At 72.4% G+C, this 20,208-nt stretch carries 17 protein-coding genes; 6 read left to right on the forward strand and 11 right to left on the reverse strand.

The window, feature by feature from the left end:
* Positions 1–98: 98 nt before the first annotated feature.
* Positions 99–854: a maleylpyruvate isomerase family mycothiol-dependent enzyme gene (locus IEZ05_RS19165; RefSeq protein WP_189231362.1), complete on the reverse strand. Its 756-nt coding sequence runs from the start codon at positions 852–854 to the stop codon at positions 99–101.
* A 77-nt stretch (positions 855–931) separates the two neighbouring features.
* Complete coding sequence (locus IEZ05_RS19170) at positions 932–2,107, reverse strand: MFS transporter (protein ID WP_189231363.1); 1,176 nt, start codon at positions 2,105–2,107, stop codon at positions 932–934.
* Between the two features lie 159 nt (positions 2,108–2,266).
* On the opposite strand from IEZ05_RS19170, the gene IEZ05_RS19175 reads away from it, so the two are divergent.
* The gene (locus IEZ05_RS19175; RefSeq protein ID WP_189231364.1) at positions 2,267–3,508 is read left to right on the forward strand and encodes an ROK family transcriptional regulator; all 1,242 of its coding nucleotides are present in this window, start codon (positions 2,267–2,269) and stop codon (positions 3,506–3,508) included.
* A 49-nt stretch (positions 3,509–3,557) separates the two neighbouring features.
* Here IEZ05_RS19175 and IEZ05_RS19180 read toward each other — a convergent pair whose 3' ends face one another.
* The 4 genes from IEZ05_RS19180 to IEZ05_RS19195 are packed head-to-tail and all read right to left on the reverse strand — an operon-like array spanning position 3,558 to position 8,044.
* Positions 3,558–4,961 carry a GH1 family beta-glucosidase gene (locus IEZ05_RS19180; RefSeq protein ID WP_189231365.1) on the reverse strand — a complete coding sequence of 468 codons (1,404 nt, stop codon included), beginning with the start codon at positions 4,959–4,961 and terminating at the stop codon, positions 3,558–3,560.
* 29 nt (positions 4,962–4,990) lie between these two features.
* Positions 4,991–5,818, reverse strand: coding sequence for a carbohydrate ABC transporter permease (locus tag IEZ05_RS19185; protein WP_189231366.1), 828 nt, complete (start codon positions 5,816–5,818; stop codon positions 4,991–4,993).
* 6 nt (positions 5,819–5,824) lie between these two features.
* Positions 5,825–6,775, reverse strand: coding sequence for a carbohydrate ABC transporter permease (locus tag IEZ05_RS19190; protein WP_189231367.1), 951 nt, complete (start codon positions 6,773–6,775; stop codon positions 5,825–5,827).
* A 12-nt stretch (positions 6,776–6,787) separates the two neighbouring features.
* The gene (locus IEZ05_RS19195; RefSeq protein ID WP_189231454.1) at positions 6,788–8,044 is read right to left on the reverse strand and encodes an ABC transporter substrate-binding protein; all 1,257 of its coding nucleotides are present in this window, start codon (positions 8,042–8,044) and stop codon (positions 6,788–6,790) included.
* A gap of 282 nt (positions 8,045–8,326) precedes the next feature.
* Between IEZ05_RS19195 and yicI the strand changes: the two genes are divergently transcribed.
* Entirely contained in the window at positions 8,327–10,597 is a 2,271-nt protein-coding gene (gene yicI, locus IEZ05_RS19200; protein ID WP_189231368.1) for an alpha-xylosidase, read from the forward strand.
* Positions 10,598–10,603: 6 nt separating this feature from the next.
* Here yicI and IEZ05_RS19205 read toward each other — a convergent pair whose 3' ends face one another.
* The 3 genes from IEZ05_RS19205 to IEZ05_RS19215 all read right to left on the reverse strand — a co-directional run bounded on the left by IEZ05_RS19205 (position 10,604) and on the right by IEZ05_RS19215 (position 13,705).
* Positions 10,604–11,806, reverse strand: a complete 1,203-nt coding sequence (locus IEZ05_RS19205; RefSeq protein WP_189231369.1) for a cysteine desulfurase-like protein — start codon at positions 11,804–11,806, stop codon at positions 10,604–10,606.
* 97 nt (positions 11,807–11,903) lie between these two features.
* Positions 11,904–12,965 carry an ABC transporter permease gene (locus IEZ05_RS19210; RefSeq protein WP_189231455.1) on the reverse strand — a complete coding sequence of 354 codons (1,062 nt, stop codon included), beginning with the start codon at positions 12,963–12,965 and terminating at the stop codon, positions 11,904–11,906.
* Between the two features lie 146 nt (positions 12,966–13,111).
* Complete coding sequence (locus IEZ05_RS19215; protein ID WP_189231370.1) at positions 13,112–13,705, reverse strand: Dps family protein; 594 nt, start codon at positions 13,703–13,705, stop codon at positions 13,112–13,114.
* Positions 13,706–13,972: 267 nt separating this feature from the next.
* Here IEZ05_RS19215 and IEZ05_RS19220 point away from each other — a divergent pair, with 267 nt between their 5' ends.
* The 4 genes from IEZ05_RS19220 to IEZ05_RS19235 all read left to right on the forward strand — a co-directional run bounded on the left by IEZ05_RS19220 (position 13,973) and on the right by IEZ05_RS19235 (position 17,416).
* Positions 13,973–15,088 (forward strand): Gfo/Idh/MocA family protein, encoded by a 1,116-nt coding sequence (locus tag IEZ05_RS19220; RefSeq protein WP_189231371.1) that lies wholly within the window; start codon positions 13,973–13,975, stop codon positions 15,086–15,088.
* On the forward strand, positions 15,085–16,014 hold the full coding sequence (locus IEZ05_RS19225; protein WP_189231372.1) for a DUF6807 domain-containing protein: 930 nt from the start codon (positions 15,085–15,087) through the stop codon (positions 16,012–16,014). The genes IEZ05_RS19220 and IEZ05_RS19225 overlap by 4 nt, the downstream gene beginning before the upstream one ends.
* 152 nt (positions 16,015–16,166) lie before the next feature.
* Positions 16,167–16,619 carry a phospholipase gene (locus IEZ05_RS19230; RefSeq protein WP_189231373.1) on the forward strand — a complete coding sequence of 151 codons (453 nt, stop codon included), beginning with the start codon at positions 16,167–16,169 and terminating at the stop codon, positions 16,617–16,619.
* Between the two features lie 143 nt (positions 16,620–16,762).
* Positions 16,763–17,416 (forward strand): SRPBCC family protein, encoded by a 654-nt coding sequence (locus IEZ05_RS19235; RefSeq protein WP_189231374.1) that lies wholly within the window; start codon positions 16,763–16,765, stop codon positions 17,414–17,416.
* Here the strand turns inward: IEZ05_RS19235 and IEZ05_RS19240 are convergent.
* Complete coding sequence (locus tag IEZ05_RS19240; protein ID WP_229869753.1) at positions 17,377–17,538, reverse strand: hypothetical protein; 162 nt, start codon at positions 17,536–17,538, stop codon at positions 17,377–17,379. The two genes, IEZ05_RS19235 and IEZ05_RS19240, sit on opposite strands and share 40 nt — an antisense overlap.
* A 388-nt stretch (positions 17,539–17,926) precedes the next feature.
* Positions 17,927–20,188 (reverse strand): heavy metal translocating P-type ATPase, encoded by a 2,262-nt coding sequence (locus IEZ05_RS19245; RefSeq protein WP_189231375.1) that lies wholly within the window; start codon positions 20,186–20,188, stop codon positions 17,927–17,929.
* Between the last annotated feature and the right edge of the window lie 20 nt (positions 20,189–20,208).

A 20,208-nucleotide genomic window follows, 5' to 3' on the forward strand; every position in this document is an offset into this window, starting at 1 on the left:
CCGGCAGTCTGCTTTGCCGGGTCCGGCACGGCAAGCGCGGCGCCGGGCCGGGGCGGCAGCGCGCCCGGACACGGTGCCGGACAGCGACCCGGTGCCGCTCAGCTCCAGGTGATGGCCGACTTCCCGCGCCACAGTGCGGCGAGGGACCCGTCGCCGGTCACGACCGGGAACGGCCGGCGGTTCCACAGCGCCGCGTACAACTCCGCAGCAGGGCCGGACAGTTCGCAGTCGGCGGGGCCGGCGTCGGTGCGGTGCGCGACGGGCGGCTCCGCCGACAGGGCTACGGTCCACACGGCACCCGGGACGTCCGTCGCCCGTACCCGCAGGGTGCGGGGTTCCTCGGTGCGTACGGCGCTCTTGGGACGGGCGTGCATGCCGCAGAGCAACTCGTCGATGCCGTCCACGGCGAAGTCCGTGTCGATGCCGGCCGGGACACCGGCGGCCGGGGCGCCGTCCCGGGCCGACTCGGCGTCGATCCGGTGCACGGCCGTCTCGTGCGCCTGCCGCCGGGCCCAGAACGCCAGCGGTGAGGGCGCGGGCAGGAAGTGCCAGCAGCGCACGTCGGGCGGTGCGGCGGCGAGTGTGGCGACGAGGCTTTCGTGGCCCTTGCGGAACCAGGCCACGAGTTCGTCGCCGTCCAGGTCGGGCAGGCCGCCGTCGGGGTGGTACGAGGTGTGGCCCTCGGCGACGAACGCGGTCGCCCAGCGGTGCACCATCCCGGTGTGCCGCAGCAGGTCCCGCACCTGCCAGCCGGGGCAGGTCGGCACGTCGGCGCCGGTCCCCGCCTTCTCCGCGGCGGCGGCCAGCAGTCCGCCTTCCCGGTCAAGTGTGTCGACGAACGCGGTGATCTCCATGGCGGAGAGTGTGCACGATGGAGTGCGCTCTGCGGGAGGATTATCCGCACCGTACGCGTGCGGGTGCCGGCGGCCGGTCAGCGGGAGGCCGCCGCGCGCCGGGTCACGATCGTGATGAGCACCGCCACGGCCGCCAGCACCGCGACGCTGGTGAGCGCGGCCGGCAGCGAGAACCAGTCGGCCATGAAGCCGATCGCGGGCGGCCCGAGCAGCATGCCGCCGTAGCCGAGCGTGGACGCGGCAGCCACGCCACCGGGGCCGCCCAGCGCGCCGGCCCGTTCCACCGCGACCGGGAAGAGGTTGGCGAGCCCGAGGCCGGTGATCGCGAAGCCGAACAGCGCCGCCCACACGGAGGGCGCGAGCGAGCCGAGCAGCATCCCGGCCACGGCGACGGTGCCGCCGGCCACCACCGTCGGCGTCCGGCCCAGGCGCTCCAGCAGTGTGGTGCCGGTCAGCCGGCCCACGGTCATGGCGAGCGCGAAGCACGAGTACCCGGCCGCCGCCAGGCCCGGCGAGGCGTCGAGGTCCTGCTCCAGATGCAGGGCGCCCCAGTCGGCCATGGCACCCTCGCCGTACGCCGTGCACATCGCGATCAGGCCGAAGGTGACGACCAGGCGGCGCGTACGGCCGTCCAGCCGTCGGGGGGCGCTGTCGTCCCGGTGGGGCGCGCGGTCCGGCGGCACGGCGGGTTCGCAGCGCAGCAGGGAGCGGCCCGCGACCAGGGTGACCAGCAGGCCGGTCACGGTGAGGCCGAGCAGGTGCTCGGTCGGCGACAGCGACCCGGCGACGAGCCCGCCGAGCCCGGCGCCGATCATGCCACCGAGGCTGAACGCGGCGTGGAAGCTCGGCATGATCGGGCGCCGCAGCACGGCCACCAGATCGACGGCGGCGCTGTTGAAGGCGACGTTGATCCCGCCGTACGCGCTGCCGAACACCAGCAGCACGGCACCGAGGGCGAGCGCGGAGTGGGTCAGCGGGGGCAGCGCGATGCTGAGGCAGAGCAGGACCGCGCAGGCGACGGTGACGGGATGGCTGCCGTAGCGGCGGCACAGCCGTCCGGTGAGGGTCATGGTGACCACGGCGCCCGCCGAGACACCGAGCAGGGCCAGCCCGAGCGCGCTGGCGGAGGCGCCGGTCTGCTCCTTGATGGCGGGGATCCGCACGACCCAGCCCGCGAAGACGAAGCCGTCGAGGGCGAAGAACGCGGTCAGGGCGATACGGAGGCGGGAGAGGTCGTCGCGGGGGCCCGGCACAGCACTGTGCGAGCGGGCTTTGTTTATTTGCGGCACAAAAAAGCAGGCTAGGCGCGAGCCCCGGGGAGCGGCAAGGCCGTGTCCTCGCCCGCCACCCGCTCTCTCCCCGCTCCGTCCCTGGTGAGGGACGGGATCCCGGTCGCATACGCTCGACGCACGATGATGAACAACCTGACCCCTCTGGAGCCGAAGGCCGACAAGGCCACGGTCAGACGGCACAACCTCAGCCTGGTCCTGAGGGCCGTCCACGACGCGGGGGAGGCGACCCGGGCCGGGATCGCCGCGCACGTCGGGCTGACCCGCGCCGCGGTGTCGTCCCTGGTGGAGCAGTTGCTGGAATACGGCTTCGTCACCGAGTGGGGCAAGACCAGCAGCGGCCAGGCGGGACGGCCCGGCACCGTCCTGAAGGTGTCCCGGTCGGGCCCGGCGGGCCTGGGCGTCGAGATCAACATCGACTACGTCACCGTGTGCGTGGTCGACCTCGCCGGCACCGACCGGGTACGCCTCGTGGAGCACTACGACAACCGCGGGGCCCAGCCCTCCGAGGTGCTGGCGCGTGCGGCCCGGCTGGCGGCCCGTGCCATCGGCTCGGCGGCCGAACAGGATCTCGCCCCGGCCGGCGTCCACGTCGCACTGCCCGGCCTGGTGACCGGCGGCACCGTCCGCCAGGCACCCAACCTCGGCTGGCAGCGGGTCGCGGTCGAGGGGCTGTTCGCGCAGGCACTCCTCGCCCTGCGCCCCGCCCACCGTCCCCTGCCCGTCAGCTCCGACAACGAGGCCAACGCCGCCGCGCTCGCCGAGCTGTGGTTCGGGGCGGGCACCGCCGGCGTACGCAGCTTCCTCTACCTGACGGGCGAGATCGGCATCGGCGGCGCGCTGGTCCTCAAGGGGGAGCTGCTGCGCGGCGCGCACGGTTTCGCCGGGGAGATCGGGCACATGGTGGTCGACCCGGACGGCCCGCTGTGCCGGTGCGGGGCCCGCGGCTGCCTGGAGCAGTACGCCGGACAGGCCGCCCTGCTGAAGGCCGCCGGCATCGACGCGGGCACGGGCGTGCGGGGCGTCGCCGAACTCGAACGCCGGGCCCGCCGGGGCGAGCCGTCCGCGCTGTCGGCCGTCGAACGGGCCGGGCGGCAGCTGGGCGTCGTGGTGTCGGGCGCGGTCAACCTCTTCGATCCCGACGCGGTGATGCTCGGCGGTGTCTACCGCGAGCTGATGGGCTGGCTGGCGCCCGCCGTCGAGCGTGAACTGGCGCTGCGGGTGGTGTCCGGGCTGTGGACCGAGGACGGCAAGCGGCTGCGGGCCGCGTCCTCCCTCGGCGACGCGGCCCGGGGCGCGGCCGGCGTGATCGTCCGCGAGGTGCTCGCGGACCCGGCCGGGCACGCGGAACGCGGCGGGAACTGAAAGGGAGCGGGGCCGCCCGACCGCTCGGCGGCCCCCTCCTCGTGTCACCTCATCCGCGGTGCGCGGCGATCAGGTCCCGGTACCAGCGGTAGCTGTCCTTCGGCGTGCGCTGCTGCGTGTCGTAGTCGACCCGCACGATGCCGAAGCGCTTGTCGTAGCCGAACGCCCACTCGAAGTTGTCCAGCAGCGACCACACGTAGTAGCCCCGCACGTCCACTCCCGCGTCCATCGCCGCCCGGAGCGCCGTCAGGTGGTCGCGCAGGTAGGCCACCCGGTCGGTGTCGTGCACCGCCCCGTCGGCGGCGACCGTGTCGTCCTCCGCCGAGCCGTTCTCCGTGATGTGGACCGGCGGCAGCGCGTCACCGTACTGCTTCTTCAGCCGGACGAGCAGGTCGGTGAAGCTGCCGGGCACGACCGGCCAGCCCATGGCGGTGTGCCGGACGCCGGTCAGCCGCACCTCCTCGTAGCGGTTGTCCGTCGCCACCCTGCGCGCCGGGTCGGCCTCGCGGTGCGGAGCGTCGGCGACCACGATCGGCCGGTAGTAGTTGATGCCGAGGAAGTCCAGCGGCTGGGAGATCAGCTCCAGGTCGCCGTCCCGCCGGAAGTCCTCGCCGGTGATCAGCTCGCCGAAGGTCTCCTCCTCGGTCGCCGGGTACCGGCCCGCCAGGATCGGCTCGGTCCACACCAGGTTGTGCTGGGTGTCCGCGCGGACCACGGCCGCCAGGTCGGCGGGGGAGTCGGTGGCCGGCAGGTTGCGGTCGAGGTTGAGCGTGATGCCGGCCTCGCGCACCCCGGCCGCCCGCAGCGCCTGCACCGCCAGACCGTGGCCGACCAGCAGGTGGTGGACGGCGGCCAGGGCGCCGCGGCCCTCCTTGGCGCCGGGGGCGTGCCGGCCGATGGAGTAGCCGAGGAAGGCGCTGCACCACGGCTCGTTCAGCGTGATCCAGCGCGGCACCCGGTCGCCCAGGTGCTCGGCGACCACGGCCGTGTACTCGGCGAACCGCTCCGCCGTCTCCCGCACCCGCCAGCCGCCCCCCGCGGCGGAGCCGCTGGCGGCCGGAGTCTCCAGGGCCTGCGGCAGATCCCAGTGGTAGAGGGTGGCGGCCGGCTCGATGCCCGCCTCCAGGAGCTCGTCGACGAGGCGGGAGTAGAAGTCCAGCCCCTTGGTGTTCACCGCGCCCGAGCCCTCGGGCACGATGCGCGGCCAGGCGATCGAGAAGCGGTACGAGTCCACGCCCAGGTCGCGCAGCAGCGCCACGTCCTCCCGGTAGCGGTGGTAGTGGTCGCAGGCCACGTCGCCGGTGTCGCCGTTCGCCGTCAGGCCGGGGGTGTGGCTGTAGGTGTCCCAGATCGACGGACCGCGGCCGTCCTCCCGCGCCGCGCCCTCGATCTGGTACGAGGCGGTCGCGGCGCCGAAGACGAAGCCGGGCGGGAAGCCGGGAAGGTCACTCATGGGAGGAAGCCCATCTCCTGGTGCGGTGGTCACTTGACGGAACCGCCGGCGATTCCGGCGGCGATGTACTTCTGGGCGAGGACGAGCAGGATCGCCGCCGGGACGGCGGACAGCACGGAGGCGGCCATCACCGAGCCCCAGTCGCCCACGTGCGCGCCGATGTACTGGTAGATGCCCAGCGTGACCGGCTTGACCTCGTCGGTGGTGTTCAAGGTGAGCGCGAACATGAAGTCGCTCCACGAGAACAGGAAGGCGAACAGGCCCGAGGTGATCAGGGAGTTGCGGCTCATCGGCAGCACCACCCGCAGGAACGTCCGCACCGGCCCCGCACCGTCCATCTGCGCGGCCTCGATCACCTCACCGGGGATCGACACCATGAAGGACCGCATCAGGACGATGGAGAACGGGATGCCGAGCGAGGCGTCCGCCAGCATCAGGCCGAAGTAGGAGTTGACCAGGCCCAGGTCGACGTAGGAGTTGTAGAGCGCGTTGGCGATGACGATGCCCGGCACCATCTGGGTGATCAGCGTGCCGAACACGATGGTGCGCGAGCCGCGCAGCCCGAACCGCGCGAGCCCGTAGGCCGCGGGCGCCGAGATCGCCAGGCAGATGACGACCGCGCCGAGCGACACGGCCAGCGAGGTCAGCAGGTGGCCGCCCTGGTCACTGATCGCCTTGGAGAAGCCGGACAGATCCAGGCTGCCCGGCACCGGGTCGACCTGGAGCAGTCCCGACTCGGGCTGGAGCGCGGTGTTGAGCATCCAGTACAGCGGGAACAGCATCACGCACAGGATGAGCACACCGGCGACGGTGGAGCCCCAGCGGCGCCGGGACCCGGTGGGAGTGGGGTTGGCCATCGTCGGTCACTTCCCTTCGGAGCGGTTGGCCCGCAGGTAGAACACCGCGAACACGGCGGAGACCAGGATCAGGACGTTGCCGACGACCGCGCCCGCGCCGAAGTCCAGCTGGACGAACGAGTTCTGGTATGTGAGCGTGCCCAGGGTCTGGGTGGAGTCGGCGGGGCCGCCGTCGGTCAGGGCCAGGATCAGGTCGAGGATCTTGACCGTCGACATGAAGCCGAGCACGAGCACGACCGTGATGACCGGCTTGAGCATCGGCAGGGTCACGGAGCGGAAGGTCCGCCATGCGGAGGCACCGTCCAGGGAGGCCGCCTCGTGCAGTTCCTTCGGGATCTCCTGGAGACCGCCGTACAGGATGACCATGTTGAACGGGATGCCGATCCAGATGTTGACCAGGATGACGGACAGCAGCGCCATGTGCGGACTGGTCAGCCAGGGGGTGTGACCGCCGAGGCCGAGGGTGTCCAGGAACGAGTTGAGCACGCCCGTGTCCTGGTCGAGGATGCGGCGCCAGACGATGCCGGACACCACCATCGGCACCAGCCAGGGCAGCAGGATGAGCGAGCGCAGCACACCGTTCAGCGGGAAGCGCCGGCTGAAGAAGACCGCGAGCGCCAGACCGATGCAGAACTGGCCGAGCAGCGAACCCGCGGTGAACACGAGCGTGTGCCACAGCGCCTTGCCGAACAGGGCGTCGTGGAAGACGGTGGACCAGTTGTCGGTGCCGTTGAAGGGCGCCTCACCGGTGAAGAAGGTCTTCGGCGTGTAGTGCTGGAAGCTCATCACGACGTTGCGGACGAGCGGGTAGCCGAAGAACAGCAGCATGAAGACGACGGCGGGGGCGACGAACCCCCACTGGGAGAGCTTGCGCCGGCGCCTGGTTCCGGCCGGGTCCGGTGCGGGCGTTTCGGACGCCTTGGCGGGTGCCTGGGCGGTGACGGTGGACGTGGTCATGGTTGCGCTCCCTCAGTTCCCGCTCGTGGCCCGCTGCTGGGCGCGCTTCAGGGCGGCCTCGCTGGACTGGCCGGTCAGGGCGGACTGGAAGGCGCTCTGCAGGGCGAGCGACACGCCCGACCAGCCGGCGCCGAGCTTGGCGGTCCGGGACCGGGCGGTGGCGACCTGGTCGGCGAGGGCGTCCAGCTCGGGCACCCGCTCGCGCCACACGGCCGCGGCCTTGGCGTTCGCCGGGACCATCCAGCTGTTGAGCGCGTAGGTCAGCTGCTCCTTCTCGCCGGCCAGACAGGCGACGATCCTACCGGCGGTCTTCTCGCGCGCGTCATCGCCCGTCCTCGGCACGGTGAGCACCGCGCCGCCCAGCGGACCCACCGAGTCGTCCCCGGCCTTCGGCACCGGGATCTGCGCGATGCCCCAGTGCAGCGACTTGTCGGTGTTGAGGGTCTCCACCTGCCACGGACCGTTGATCATCATCGCCGCGTTGCCGGCCATGAACTGGTCGTTGACATCGGCCTGCGTCCAGTTGACCGTCGATTTCGACAGCGAACCGTCCTTCAGCAGGCTCTTCCAGTAGTCGAGCGCCCCGGCGACCTGTGGGCTGTCCAGCTTCGTCTCGTCGCCGCCGTTGGACCACATGAACGGCGTGAACTGGAAGACGCCGTCCTCGGCGCCGCCCGCGCTGAGCGCCAGGCCGTACTGCTTGCCCCGCGTGAGCGTTCTGGCGGCCTCGCGCAGCTCGGCCCAGGTGCTGGGCACCCGGACACCCGCCTTGTCGAGCACGTCCTTGTTGTAGAAGAGGGCGAGCGTGTTCACGGACCGGGCCGCGCCGTAGTACGTCCCCTCGTACGAGCCGAAGTCGACGATGCCCTCGGGGATGTCGTCGGTGCTCAGCCCGAGCGTCCGCAGGTCGACCAGGCCGCCGGCGTCGGCGAACGTGGGCATCTCGGAGGCGTCGAACTGGACGATGTCCGGCAGCGACTTGGACGACGCCATGCGCAGTGCCTTCGTCATCACCTGCGCCGCGGGGACGCTCTGCTGCTCGATGGTGACGCCCAGCTGCTCGCCGCAGCGGGCCATCGCCTCCGCGTCCCAGCGGTGGTACGACTCGTCGGTCGAGGAGTTCATCACGGTGTACACATCGGCGTCGCGCTGCTGCCCGCAGCCGGTCAGTGCCGTTCCGGCGACCAGGACGGAGACGGCGGCGAGCGGGACGACGGCTCTGCGTGAGCGTTCGCGCCCGCGGTGCGCGGCGTTGAAGCGCTTCGACATCATGCGGCCCTTGCTGTCGTACGGTCCGGCTTCCTCGCCGGACTGTTTTGTTTGATGTGATGACTAATACGTCAGGGGCGGGTCGCAGCGCTAGAGGCAAGTGGCCTCCATCTCCCCTTCCGTCACGTGAGAGGACCGTTCTTTTCGGTAATCGTGCCTGCTCAGAACGCCAAGAGTCAGGAGGAGGTCTCGGCTTCCCGATGTGTTCTGTGTACGATCAAACCGCTGTGGGACGGCCTCCGCGCACCCACTCGACCGCTCCCGCCCCACCCAAGGAAGATCATGAAGTTCACCGACGGCTTCTGGCTCATCCGCGAGGGCGTGCATCTGTCGTACGCCACCGAGGTACGCGCTGTACGCACCGAATCGAAGCGCTTCACCGCTCATGCCGCCGTGAAGAAGGTGACGCGGCGGGGTGACACGCTCAACGCCCCGCTCCTCACGGTCGAGTGCTTCTCACCCGCCGAGGGCGTCATCGGCGTCCGGGTCACCCACCACGCCGGCAAGCGCCGCCCGGGCCCCGACTTCGCCCTGACGGGCACGCCCGACGGCGCCGGTGCGGTGCGCCACGACGGCTCGGTCACCGAGCTGACCAGCGGCCCGCTGACCCTGCGCCTGGACAGCGAGGGACCCTGGGGCCTCAGCTTCCACGACGCCGACGGACGCGAGCTGACCCACGCGAACGCCAAGAGCACCGCGTTCGCCACCACCGGCGACGGCGCGCACCACATGCTGAGCCGGCTCGCGCTCGGCGTCGGCGAGCAGATCTACGGTCTCGGCGAGCGCTTCACACCGTTCGTGAAGAACGGCCAGGTCGTCGACGTCTGGCAGGCCGACGGCGGCACCAGCAGCGAGCAGGCCTACAAGAACATCCCGTTCTACCTCTCCTCACGGGGCTACGGCGTCTTCGTCAACCACCCCGGCGCCGTCTCGTTCGAGGTCGGCTCGGAGTCGGTCGGACAGGTGCAGTTCAGCGTCGAGGACCAGACGCTGGAGTACTACGTCGTCGCCGGCCCCACCCCCAAGGACGTCCTCACCCGCTACACCGCCCTCACCGGCCGCCCGGCCTTGCCGCCCGCCTGGTCCTTCGGCCTGTGGCTCACCACGTCGTTCACCACCTCCTACGACGAGCGGACGGTCACCTCGTTCGTCGACGGCATGGCCGAGCGCGGCATCCCGCTGACCGTGTTCCACTTCGACTGCTTCTGGATGCGCGAGTACCAGTGGTGCGACTTCCAGTGGGACCCGGACGTCTTCCCCGACCCGGAGGGCATGCTCGCCCGGCTCAAGGCCAAGGGCCTGAAGGTCAGCGTCTGGATCAACCCGTACATCGCCCAGAAGTCCCCGCTCTTCGACGAGGCCGCCGCGCTCGGGCACCTGGTGCGCCGGCCGAACGGCGACATCTGGCAGTGGGACCTGTGGCAGGCCGGGATGGGCCTGGTCGACTTCACCAGCCCGGCCGCCCGCGACTGGTTCGCCGGCAAGCTCAAGCCGCTGCTCGACCAGGGCGTGGACTGCTTCAAGACCGACTTCGGCGAACGCATCCCGACCGACGTCGTCTGGCACGACGGTTCCGACCCGGAGCGGATGCACAACTACTACACCCACCTGTTCAACCGGACCGTCTTCGAACTCCTCGAGAAGGAACGCGGACAGGGCGAGGCCGTCCTCTTCGCCCGCTCCGCCACCGCGGGCGGCCAGCAGTACCCCGTCCACTGGGGCGGCGACTGCTGGTCCTCCTTCGAGGCCATGGCCGAGTCGCTCAGGGGCGGCCTGTCCCTGTCGCTGAGCGGCTTCGGCTTCTGGAGCCACGACATCGGCGGCTTCGAGGGCACGCCCGACCCGGCGGTCTTCAAGCGCTGGCTGGCCTTCGGCCTGCTCTCCTCGCACAGCCGCCTGCACGGCTCCTCGTCGTACCGGGTGCCGTGGGAGTTCGGCGACGAGGCCGTCGACGTGGCCCGCCGCTTCACCCTGCTCAAGCACCGCCTGATGCCCTACCTGTACGGCGCCGCCGCCGAGGCCCACCGCACCGGCGTGCCGATGATGCGGCCCATGGTCCTGGAGTTCCCGCACGATCCCGGGTGCCGTCCGCTGGACCGCCAGTACATGCTCGGCCCCGACCTCCTGGTCGCCCCGGTCTTCGCCGAGGACGGCGAGGTCGAGGTCTACCTCCCCGAGGGCACCTGGACGCACCTGCTGTCCGGCGAGCGGGTCACCGGTCCGGCGTGGCGCACCGAACGGCACGGCTACGACAGCCTCCCGCTGTACGTCCGCGAGGGCGCCGTCCTGCCGCTGGCCTCCGACGACCGGCGCCCCGACGGCGACTGGCTGGACGCCCCGGTGCTCCTGGTGCACCCCACCGCCGCGCCCGACTACACCGCCGAGGTCACCGTGCCCGACCAGCTGGGCGCACCGGCCGCGACCTTCCGCGTCCGGCGCGAGGGTGACGTCCTGCGCGTCACCGCGAGCGGCAGCGACCGTCCGTTCACCGTACGCGTCGCGGGCGGGGCGAGCGCCGAGGGCAGCGGCGAGGTGAGCGTGCCCCTGGCGTGAGCGAGGTCAGCGGGGCAGACCGCCCAGCGCCGTCAGCAGCCGGTCCACGTCCTCCGCGCTGCTGTACGGCGCGAGCCCGACCCGGACGCCGCCCTCGTCGCCCAGCCCCAGGTGGCGGGAGGCCTCCACCGCGTAGAAGGACCCGGCGGGGGCGTCGATCCCCCGCTCGGCCAGCAGGCGGTACACCTCGGCCGGGCGCAGGCCCGCCACGGTGAACAGCAGGGTGGGCGTGCGCCGCGCGGCCCGCGAGTACACCGTGATCCCGCCGAGTTCGGCCAGCCCGCGCTCGATGCGGCCGCGCAGGGCGTCCTCGTGGGCCTCCAGCGCGGAGAAGGACGCGATCAGCCGCTCCCGCCGTCCGCCGTGGACCTCCGGCACCAGATCCGCGAGGAAGTCCACCGCGGCGGTGGCACCGGCCAGCAGCTCGTACGGCAGCGTGCCCAGCTCGAACCGCTCGGGGACGGCGTCGCTGGAGGGCAGCAGCTTGTCCGGGCGCAGCGTCTCCAGGAACTCGGGCCGGGCCGCCAGCACGCCGAGGTGCGGGCCGAGGAACTTGTACGGGGAGCACACCAGCGTGTCCGCGCCGAGCGCGGCCAGGTCGACGGCGGCGTGCGAGGCGTAGTGCACCGCGTCGACGTGGAGCAGTGCCCCCACGCCGTGCGCGAGGCGGGCGACGGCCGGCAGGTCGGGCATGGTGCCGATCAGGTTGGACGCGGCCGTGACCGCGACCAGCCGGGTGCGCGGGGACAGCACGGCCTCGATGTGCTCGGGGAGCAGCTCCCCGGTGGCCGGGTCGAAGTCGGCCCACCGCACGGTGACGCCCGCCGCTTCCGCCGCCTGCGTCCAGGGCCGGATGTTGGAGTCGTGGTCGAGGCGGGTGACGACCACCTCGTCGCCCGGCGCCCACGTCCTGGCGAGCGTCCGGGACAGGTCGTACGCGAGCTGCGTGGCGCTGCGGCCGAAGACGACGCCCCGCGGATCGGTGCCGAGCAGGTCGCCCAGCGCGGCGCGGGCCCCCGTGACGATGCGGTCCGCGTTGCGCTCGCCCTCGGTGGTCCGTCCCCGGTTGGCCAGCGGAGCGGCCAGGGCCTCGGCGACGGCGTCGATGACGGGCTGCGGGGTCTGGGTGCCGCCGGGCGCGTCGAAGCGGGCGGTGCCGGACTTCAGGGCGGGTATCTGCGCGCGGATCGCGTCGATGTCGAGGGCCATGTGCACTCCAACCGGGGGCGGGGGATTCCCGCCCCATGATCGCAGCCGTGCGGCGACCGGAACAGATCGCGAAGCGGGGACGGGGACGCGGACCGGGTCAGGACTCGGCGTGGGCGGGGTGCTTCTCGCGGCCGCCGGGGTGGCGGTGCCGCCAGGTCCAGAACACCGCGCAGGACAGCAGTGCCCACCCGCCCAGCACGAGGTACGGGAACAGGTGCTGGTGACCCTGGAAGTACACGGCCGTGTGCTGGGCGTTGACCGACCCGCCCGGCGGCAGCCACCGGCCGATCTCGCCCAGCGGGGAGGGCAGCAGCGGCCAGGACACCGCGCCGCCGGACGAGGGATTGCCGAGCAGCACCATGAGCCCCCAGGTCGGCAGCATCGCCCAGCGCCCGAACAGGGTGTTGAACATGGTGAACACCATGCCGCTGGTGAACAGGGTGAGCGCGAGGATCATCCACGACTGCGCGAACGGCAGGTCCAGCGCGCCCAGCAGCCAGTCGACGGTCGCGGCGATGGCGAACCCGCCGAGCAGCGCGTAGGCGATCGTGAAGAGGATGCGTTCGAACGGGGTCAGCGACCGCGCGTGCACGCTGAGCTGGATCGCCCCGACGAAGCCGATGATCACGGCGGCCAGGGAGATGTAGAAGATCGCCAGTCCCCGCGGGTCGCCCTCCTGAAGCGGATTGATGTCCCGGACGCCGACCGCGACCCCGGTCTTCTTCCCCACCGCCGGAGCCGCCTGCTCCAGCACCTCGGCGACCGAGGCACCCGACGCACTGGACAGGTCCAGCACGGCGGTCCGCCCGCTGTCGTGCAGCTCGAAGATCGCGAACACCTCCTGCTCCTCGACCGCCTCGCGCGCCTCGGCGGTGCTGCCGTAGGGATGCACCTTCACCGAGGCGTTCAGCGCCTCCTCCAGGCCGTCCAGGAAGGCCTTGCCGCGCCCCTGCTCGTACGAGCCGACCACGGCCGTGGGGAGCGAGTGCGGCGTCGGGTCCGCCATGGAGTAGGTGTACGAGCCCGCGAAGAGTCCGGCCGCCGCCGCGAGGATGAGCACCAGCACGGTGGCCGGCCAGAACGGCGACTGCCGGAACGCGGACCACTTCTGGCCGCGCGTCGGGGGCTGGGCATGGGCGCCGTGGGAACCGGAGGGCATCTGGGCCATAACGGGACACTTTCACAACAGGGGTGAAAGGGCATCAAGGGCGCTTCGTCCGTGCGCGCGAGGACGTGGGGCGAGCGCGGGCGCGGAACGGCACGGTCCCGGACGGAAGGCGTCCGGGGCCGCCGCGCCGCGTCCGGTCAGACGTGCACGAGAGGCGTGTCGACGAGGTGCTCCGCCAGGAACCAGGCCTGGAGCTCGTCGGTCCGCACGACCTCGGAGACCAGGAGGTCGTTCGTGCCGTCGTCCCCGAGCTCCTGGGTGCGGGCGGCGGCGTCGTGGCAGTCCGTGAGGATCAGCTCGTGGGCCTCCAGCAGCCGCGAGAGCATCGCCGGGACCTCCTCCACGCCGTCCGGCGGGCGCGGCACCGTGGTGATCTCCGCGACGTGCCGGGGGTCGCCGATCGCGACGCCGCCCAGCGTCTGGACGCGTTCCGCGATGGTGTCGATCAGCTCCAGCTGCTCCCCGGCGTGCTTGTCCAGCAGCAGGTGCAGTTGGTAGAACGTCGCCCCGCGCATGAGCCAGTGATACTTCTTGTACAGATCGTGCAGGATGCGGGTGTCGGCCAGGACCTTGTTGAGCCGCTGGCACGAGTAGAGGCGGGTCTCCATGGACAGGGCCACGGGGAACTGCTTGACGGTGCCGAACTCCTGGATGGTCCGGCCCCTCTGGTGCAGCCAGGGCTGGCTGCCGTCGGAGCTGTGCTCCTGTGCCGACGGCTTCGGGGTGTTCACGCCTGAACTCCTTCCGGAGAAAAGCTGAAGAGTCCGCACCGGCGCGGTGCGACCGGCCCGCCCCCTGCGACAGTCGACCAGCCGCACGCCGGTCCCGCAAACGCTGGGACCCGGGCCGGCACCCGTCCACGGCTGGTGCGGGGGCTTGTCCGGTCCTTCCTCCGCGATCTAGGGTCTGCCGGAGTGCAAGCGCTTTCTAACCGTTCCGGGGTGTCCACAGCCGCGGCGCGGAGCGCGGGCCGTCCGTCACCGTCCGAGGAGGACCGCATGTCCCCACGCCCCGCCCGCCGCCGCGTCGCCGTGGTCGGTACCGGTGCCGTCGTCACCGGCGGCCACCTGCCCGCGCTCGCGGCCCACGCCGACCGCGTGGAACTGGTCGCCGCCGTCGACGTGGACCGGTCCCGGCTCGACGCCTTCCGGCAGAGCGCGGGCGGTGACGTCGCCGGCTACACCTCGACGGGCGCCATGCTCGACGCCGAACGTCCCGACCTGGTGCTCATCGGCACGCCGCCGTCCCTGCACCGGGAACAGACGGTGGCCGCGCTCAAGGCCGGTGCCTGGGTGCTGTGCGAGAAGCCGCTGTGCCTCTCCCTCGCCGAGTACGACGACATCGCGGCGGCGGAGGAGGCGTCCGGGGCGTACGCCTCCGTGGTCTTCCAGCACCGGTACGGATCGGGCGCCGCGCACGCCCGGGAGCTGATCGCGAGCGGCGAGCTGGGCGCACCGCTGGTCGGGCACTGCCAGACCACCTGGCACCGCGACGCCGCCTACTACGCGGCGCCCTGGCGCGGGCGCTGGGCCACCGAGGGCGGCGGCCCGACCATGGGTCACGGCATCCACCAGTACGACCTGCTGCTGCACCTGCTCGGGCCCTGGCAGGAGATCCGGGCGATGGCCTCGCGCCTGGTCCACGACACCGAGAGCGAGGACGTCTCCACGGCCCTGGTGCGGTTCGCGAACGGCGCCCTCGCCACCGTCGTCAACAGCGTGCTCTCCCCGGACGAGGTGAGCCGCGTCCGCGTCGACTGCGCCGACGCCACCGTGGAGCTCACCCACCTGTACGGGCACCGCAACGACGACTGGACCTACACCCCGGCCCGGCACGTCGACCCCGCGCGTGCCGCTGCCTGGCGCACGCCGGCGGCGGACGTCCCGAGCTCCCACACGGCGCAGCTCGGCGCCGTGCTGGACGCCTGGGACGCGGGCACGCGACCGCCCGGCAGCGGTCCCGAGGCCCGGGGCACGCTGGAGTTCGCCGCCGCCCTGTACAAGGCGGCGTTCACCGGACGGCCGGTGCTCCAGGGCGAGATCGGCCCAGGCGACCCCTTCCACGCGGCCATGCACGGCGACCACCCCGACTGGGCCCCCGAGGGGCGCGCATGAGCACCCTGAGCGTCAGTCACGCCCACGGCGACCACATCGCCGTCACGGCGGCGAACGGCACCGAGATCCTGCGCTACGTCTACCGCCCCGACCCCGAGGCCTTCGAGTCCCGCAAGCCGTACGCCCACCCCGTGCGCACCCTGGCCGGGCACACGGTCACCGGATACCGGCCGAACGACCACCGCTGGCACAAAGGCGTACAGATGACGGCGAGTCACCTCTCCGGCCAGAACTTCTGGGGCGGCAACTCCTACGTCCACGGCGAGGGCTATCTGCCCCTGCCCGAGCGCGTCGGCTCCATGCGGCACGACGGCTTCCCGGACCTCACGGCCGGCGACGACCGGCTCGACGTCACCGAACACCTCACCTGGGTCGAGAACGGCGGTACCGAGTGGGCCCGCGAGGAGCGCGGGCTCGCCGTCCACTCGGTCGACGAGGACGCCGGTGCCTGGGTCCTGGACTGGTCGATCCGCCTCACCAACATCCGGGCCGAGCCGTTGGTCTTCGGCTCGCCGACCACCGCGGGCCGGGAGATGGCCGGCTACACCGGCCTCCAGTGGCGCGGCCCCCGCGACTTCACCGGCGGCACCGTCTTCGCCCCGGACTCCGGTGCCGGTGCCGAGGAGCTGATGGGTACGCAGGGCCCGTGGCTGGCCTTCACCGCCGAGCGCGACGGGAGCGACGGCCACTCCACCCTCGTCTTCGCGCACGCGCCGGAGAACCTGGACGGGAGGAGCGCGATCCACCCCTCGCACTGGTTCGTGCGGGCCACCCCGGTGCCGACGGTCGCGTTCTCCTGGGCGTTCTTCCAGGAGTTCGCACTGCCGCCGGGTGAGTCCTTCGCCTACCGCTACCGTCTGGTGATCGCCGACGGGGCCTGGGACGGCGACCGGGTCGGCGCCTGCCTGGAGGACCTGCCGTGGTGAACGCCGCCGCTCAGGGCTGCGACGGCCCGTCATCGTCCAAGAGTTAATGACCCGTTAGGGCGACGGAGGTGTGAAGGGGTGGTCGGGGTGCGCATCATCTTGTCATGAACCTGCGGTCCGAGTGGCGGACCGCAGCCTCATGGAGGTGTGGGATGCACCGCAGACTCGCCACCGGACTCGCCGCCTCGGCCCTGGCCGTGACCACCGTCGTCGCCACCGCCGCGACCGCCGACGCCGCTCCCGCCGACAAACCGCAGGTGCTCGCGAGCTGGACCCAGACCAGCGCGTCGAGCTACAACGCCTGGACCGCCGCACGGGCGAACCAGTCCGCCTGGGCCGCGTACGGATTCGACTGGACCACCGACTACTGCTCGACCTCTCCCGACAACCCGTTCGGCTTCCCCTTCAGCACCTCCTGCGCACGGCACGACTTCGGCTACCGCAACTACAAGGCCGCGGGTTCCTTCAGCGCGAACAAGTCCCGCCTCGACAGCGCCTTCTACGAGGACCTCAAGCGCGTCTGCGCCCGGTACGGCGGGGCCACGAAGTCCGCCTGCGACAGCACGGCGTGGACGTACTACCAGGCGGTGAAGGCGTTCGGCTGACGGGCGCGTCCCGAACACGGGCAGACCATCAGCTGGTGCCCGCGCGGGCACCAGCTGACAGTCTGTGCGCATGCGTGCCTCCGATGCGCGCGCAGCCCCCGTGCGCCGCCGGTGCCTCGAGTCCGTTCAGGAGGAGTTCACCCGTGATCGATGTGACGCACCAGATCGACTCCGTGCGCCGGCAGGTCGGCAAGCGTGCCTACAAGGCGGGCGAGGCCCGCGTCCTCACGGTGGGCCGGACCTACGACACCCCGCTCGACGACCTGTGGGACGCCTGCACCGACCCCCGCCGCATCCCGCAGTGGTTCCTCCCCGTCTCCGGCGACCTGCGGCTGGGCGGGCACTACCAGCTGGAGGGGAACGCGGGCGGCACGATCGAGAGCTGCGAGCCGCCCAGGAGCTTCGGCGCCACCTGGGAGTACGGCGAGGAGGTGAGCTGGATCGAGCTGCGCCTGACGCCCGGGGAGGGCGGCACCCGCTTCGAGCTGGAGTACCTCGCCCATGCCGACGACGAGCGCTGGGCCGAGTTCGGCCCCGGCGCCGTCGGTATCGGCTGGGACCTGATGCTCGTCGGTCTCACCATGTACCTGTCGAGCGGCGGCACGCCGGTGGACCCCCAGGAGGTCGCGGCCTGGTCGGCCTCGGAGGACGGGCGGCGGTTCGTGCTCTCCAGCGGCGAGGCCTGGTACGGCGCCGACGTGGCGAGCGGCACCGATCCCGCTTCGGCGCGCGCGAGGGCGGACCGGACCGCCGCCTTCTACACCGGCGACACCGGGGCGGGCGGCGCCACCGAGTAGACCGTCCGCAGACCGGGCACCGGAGCGGCCGCGGCCACCGCCAGCGCGGTGGCCGCCCCGGCGATGCCGAGGACGGCGCCGGCCACCACGTCGCCCGGATAGCAGCGCACCGTCCACGGCACGCAGATCGCCGAGCACCCCGGCGAGGGAGTGGCGGAGCGAACGCGCCGGCCCCGCGTCCGGTGCGAGCGGACCGCTGGTGTCCCCGTCGGCGTCGGTCGGTTCGGTCATGGGCTCCTGCTCCGTGAGGCGGTGGCGTCGGCGGAGGGCGGCCCGTGCCGCCCCGCAGGGGCGGTCGGCGCGGCCGTCCGCGAGACCCGTGTGCGAGACCCCTCTGCCGGACCAGCCTCGTCCGTGTCCCGCCGTCCGGCGCCCCGACGGCGCCCGTCCGGGCGAGTGCGCACGGCCCGCGGGTGAGCGCCCGGCGCGCCGCGGTGCGGAGTGGTCCGGGACGCGGGAACGGGGTGAGGACGGGCCCTGTGGCCCGCCCTCACCCCGCTGGTGGGCGTGTCAGTTCGCGGCCTTGAAACCGCGCAGTCGCAGGCTGTTGCCGACGACGAAGACGGAGGAGAAGGCCATGGCCGCTCCGGCGAGCATCGGGTTGAGGAGCCCGGCGGCGGCGAGCGGGAGCGCGGCGATGTTGTAGGCGAAGGCCCAGAAGAGGTTGGACCTGATGGTGCCCAGCGTCTTGCGGGCCAGCCGGACGGCGTCGGCGGCGGCACGCAGGTCGCCCCGGACGAGGGTCAGGTCACCGGCCTCGATGGCGGCGTCCGTTCCGGTGCCCATGGCCAGACCCAGGTCGGCCTGGGCGAGCGCGGCGGCGTCGTTGACCCCGTCGCCGACCATCGCGACCGAACGGCCCTCGCCCTGGAGGCGCTTGACGACGTCGACCTTGTCCTGCGGCATGACCTCAGCGATGACGTGCTCCGCGTCGATGCCGACCTCGCGGGCGACGGAGGCGGCCACGGCCTGGTTGTCGCCGGTCAGCAGCACCGGGGTGAGGCCCAGGGCCCGCAGGCGGGTGACGGCCTCGGCGCTGGTGTCCTTGACCGCGTCGGCGACCTCGAGGACCGCCCTGACCTCACCGTCCCAGGCCACGGCGATCGCGGTACGGCCGGCCGTCTCCGCGTCGGCCTTGGCACGGGCCAGGTCCGCCGGAAGGCTCATGGCCCACTCGGCGAGCAGTCGCTCGCGGCCGACGAGGACGGCGTGGCCGTCGACGACGCCCTGCACACCCAGTCCGGCGACGCCCGCGAAGTCCTCGGGCGTCGGCAGGGCGCCCAGCTTCTCCAGGGCGCCGTCGGCGACGGCGCGGGCGATCGGGTGCTCGGAGGAGTGCTCCAGCGCGCCCGCCAGCCGCAGTACCTCGGACTCCTCGGTGCCGGCGGCGGTGTGCACGGCGAGCAGGGTCATGCGGCCGGTGGTGACGGTGCCGGTCTTGTCCAGGACGATGGTGTCGACCTCGCGGGTGGACTCCAGGACCTCCGGGCCCTTGATGAGGATGCCGAGCTGGGCGCCGCGCCCCGTGCCGACCATCAGCGCGGTCGGCGTGGCCAGGCCCAGGGCGCAGGGGCAGGCGATGATCAGGACGGCGACGGCTGCGGTGAACGCGGCGGTCAGCCCCGCGCCGTTGCCGATCCAGAAGCCGAGCGTCGCCAGCGCGAGGGCGATGACGACCGGGACGAAGACCCCGGAGATACGGTCGGCGAGCCGCTGGGCGGCGGCCTTGCCGTTCTGCGCGTCCTCGACCAGCTTCGCCATCCGCGCCAGCTGCGTGTCGGCGCCGACCCGCGTGGCCTCGACGACCAGCCGGCCCCCCGCGTTGAGGGTGGCCCCGGTGACGCTGTCGCCCACGCCGACCTCGACCGGCACCGACTCGCCGGTGAGCATCGACGCGTCCACGGCCGAGGCGCCCTCCACGACCGTGCCGTCGGTGGCGATCTTCTCGCCGGGACGCACCAGGAAGCGGTCGCCGGCCTTCAGGTCCCCGACCGGGATCCGCTCCTCGCGGCCCTCCCTGAGCACGGTGACGTCCTTCGCCCCCAGCTCCAGCAGGGCCTTCAGCGCGGCGCCGGCCTTGCGCTTGGAGCGGGCCTCGAAGTAGCGGCCGGCCAGGATGAACGCCGTCACTCCGGCGGCGGCCTCCAGGTAGATGTTCCCGGTACCGTCACTGCGGGCGATGGTCAGCTCGAAGGGGTGCGTCATGCCCGGGGTGCCCGCGGTGCCGAGGAACAGCGCCCACAGCGACCACAGGAACGCCGCCGAGGTGCCGACCGAGATCAACGTGTCCATGGTCGCCGCGCCGTGCCGGGCGTTGGTGAACGCGGCCCGGTGGAACGGCCAGGCGGCGTAGGTGACCACGGGCGCCGCCAGGGTCAGCGACAGCCACTGCCAGTACTCGAACTGCAACGCCGGCACCATCGCCATCGCGATGACCGGAACGGCCAGCAGCACCGCGGTCACCAGACGCTGCCGCAGCGGCCGCAGGGCGTCCGCCTCCTCGGCCCCCGCCGTGCCCGGCACGGGCTCGGCCCGCACCGGCTCGGGTTCGCGGGCCGTGTAGCCGGTCGCCTCGACCGTGGCGATCAGCTCCGGGACGGACACGTCACCGCTGTAGTGGACCTTCGCCTTCTCCGTCGCGTAGTTGACGGTCGCGGTGACCCCCTCCATCCGGTTCAGCTTCTTCTCGATCCGGGCGGCGCACGAGGCACAGGTCATCCCGCCGATGGCGAGTTCTACCTCGGTCGGTGCACTGGTCGTACTGGTGGTCATGACTGCTCCTGATGCGGGGT

Origin of the sequence: Streptomyces flaveolus (genome assembly GCF_014648815.1) — a bacterium.
In the GTDB taxonomy this organism is placed as follows: Bacteria; Actinomycetota; Actinomycetes; order Streptomycetales; family Streptomycetaceae; genus Streptomyces; species Streptomyces flaveolus.

Coding starts and splice junctions, on each gene's coding strand:
- IEZ05_RS19185 (WP_189231366.1), bottom strand. CDS start 5,818: ATGGCCAACCCCACTCCCACCGGGTCCCGGCGCCGCTGGGGCTCCACC.
- IEZ05_RS19180 (WP_189231365.1), bottom strand. CDS start 4,961: ATGAGTGACCTTCCCGGCTTCCCGCCCGGCTTCGTCTTCGGCGCCGCG.
- IEZ05_RS19175 (WP_189231364.1), top strand. CDS start 2,267: ATGATGAACAACCTGACCCCTCTGGAGCCGAAGGCCGACAAGGCCACG.
- yicI (WP_189231368.1), top strand. CDS start 8,327: ATGAAGTTCACCGACGGCTTCTGGCTCATCCGCGAGGGCGTGCATCTG.
- IEZ05_RS19225 (WP_189231372.1), top strand. CDS start 15,085: ATGAGCACCCTGAGCGTCAGTCACGCCCACGGCGACCACATCGCCGTC.
- IEZ05_RS19210 (WP_189231455.1), bottom strand. CDS start 12,965: ATGCCCTCCGGTTCCCACGGCGCCCATGCCCAGCCCCCGACGCGCGGC.
- IEZ05_RS19230 (WP_189231373.1), top strand. CDS start 16,167: ATGCACCGCAGACTCGCCACCGGACTCGCCGCCTCGGCCCTGGCCGTG.
- IEZ05_RS19205 (WP_189231369.1), bottom strand. CDS start 11,806: ATGGCCCTCGACATCGACGCGATCCGCGCGCAGATACCCGCCCTGAAG.
- IEZ05_RS19220 (WP_189231371.1), top strand. CDS start 13,973: ATGTCCCCACGCCCCGCCCGCCGCCGCGTCGCCGTGGTCGGTACCGGT.
- IEZ05_RS19165 (WP_189231362.1), bottom strand. CDS start 854: ATGGAGATCACCGCGTTCGTCGACACACTTGACCGGGAAGGCGGACTG.
- IEZ05_RS19190 (WP_189231367.1), bottom strand. CDS start 6,775: ATGACCACGTCCACCGTCACCGCCCAGGCACCCGCCAAGGCGTCCGAA.
- IEZ05_RS19195 (WP_189231454.1), bottom strand. CDS start 8,044: ATGTCGAAGCGCTTCAACGCCGCGCACCGCGGGCGCGAACGCTCACGC.
- IEZ05_RS19245 (WP_189231375.1), bottom strand. CDS start 20,188: ATGACCACCAGTACGACCAGTGCACCGACCGAGGTAGAACTCGCCATC.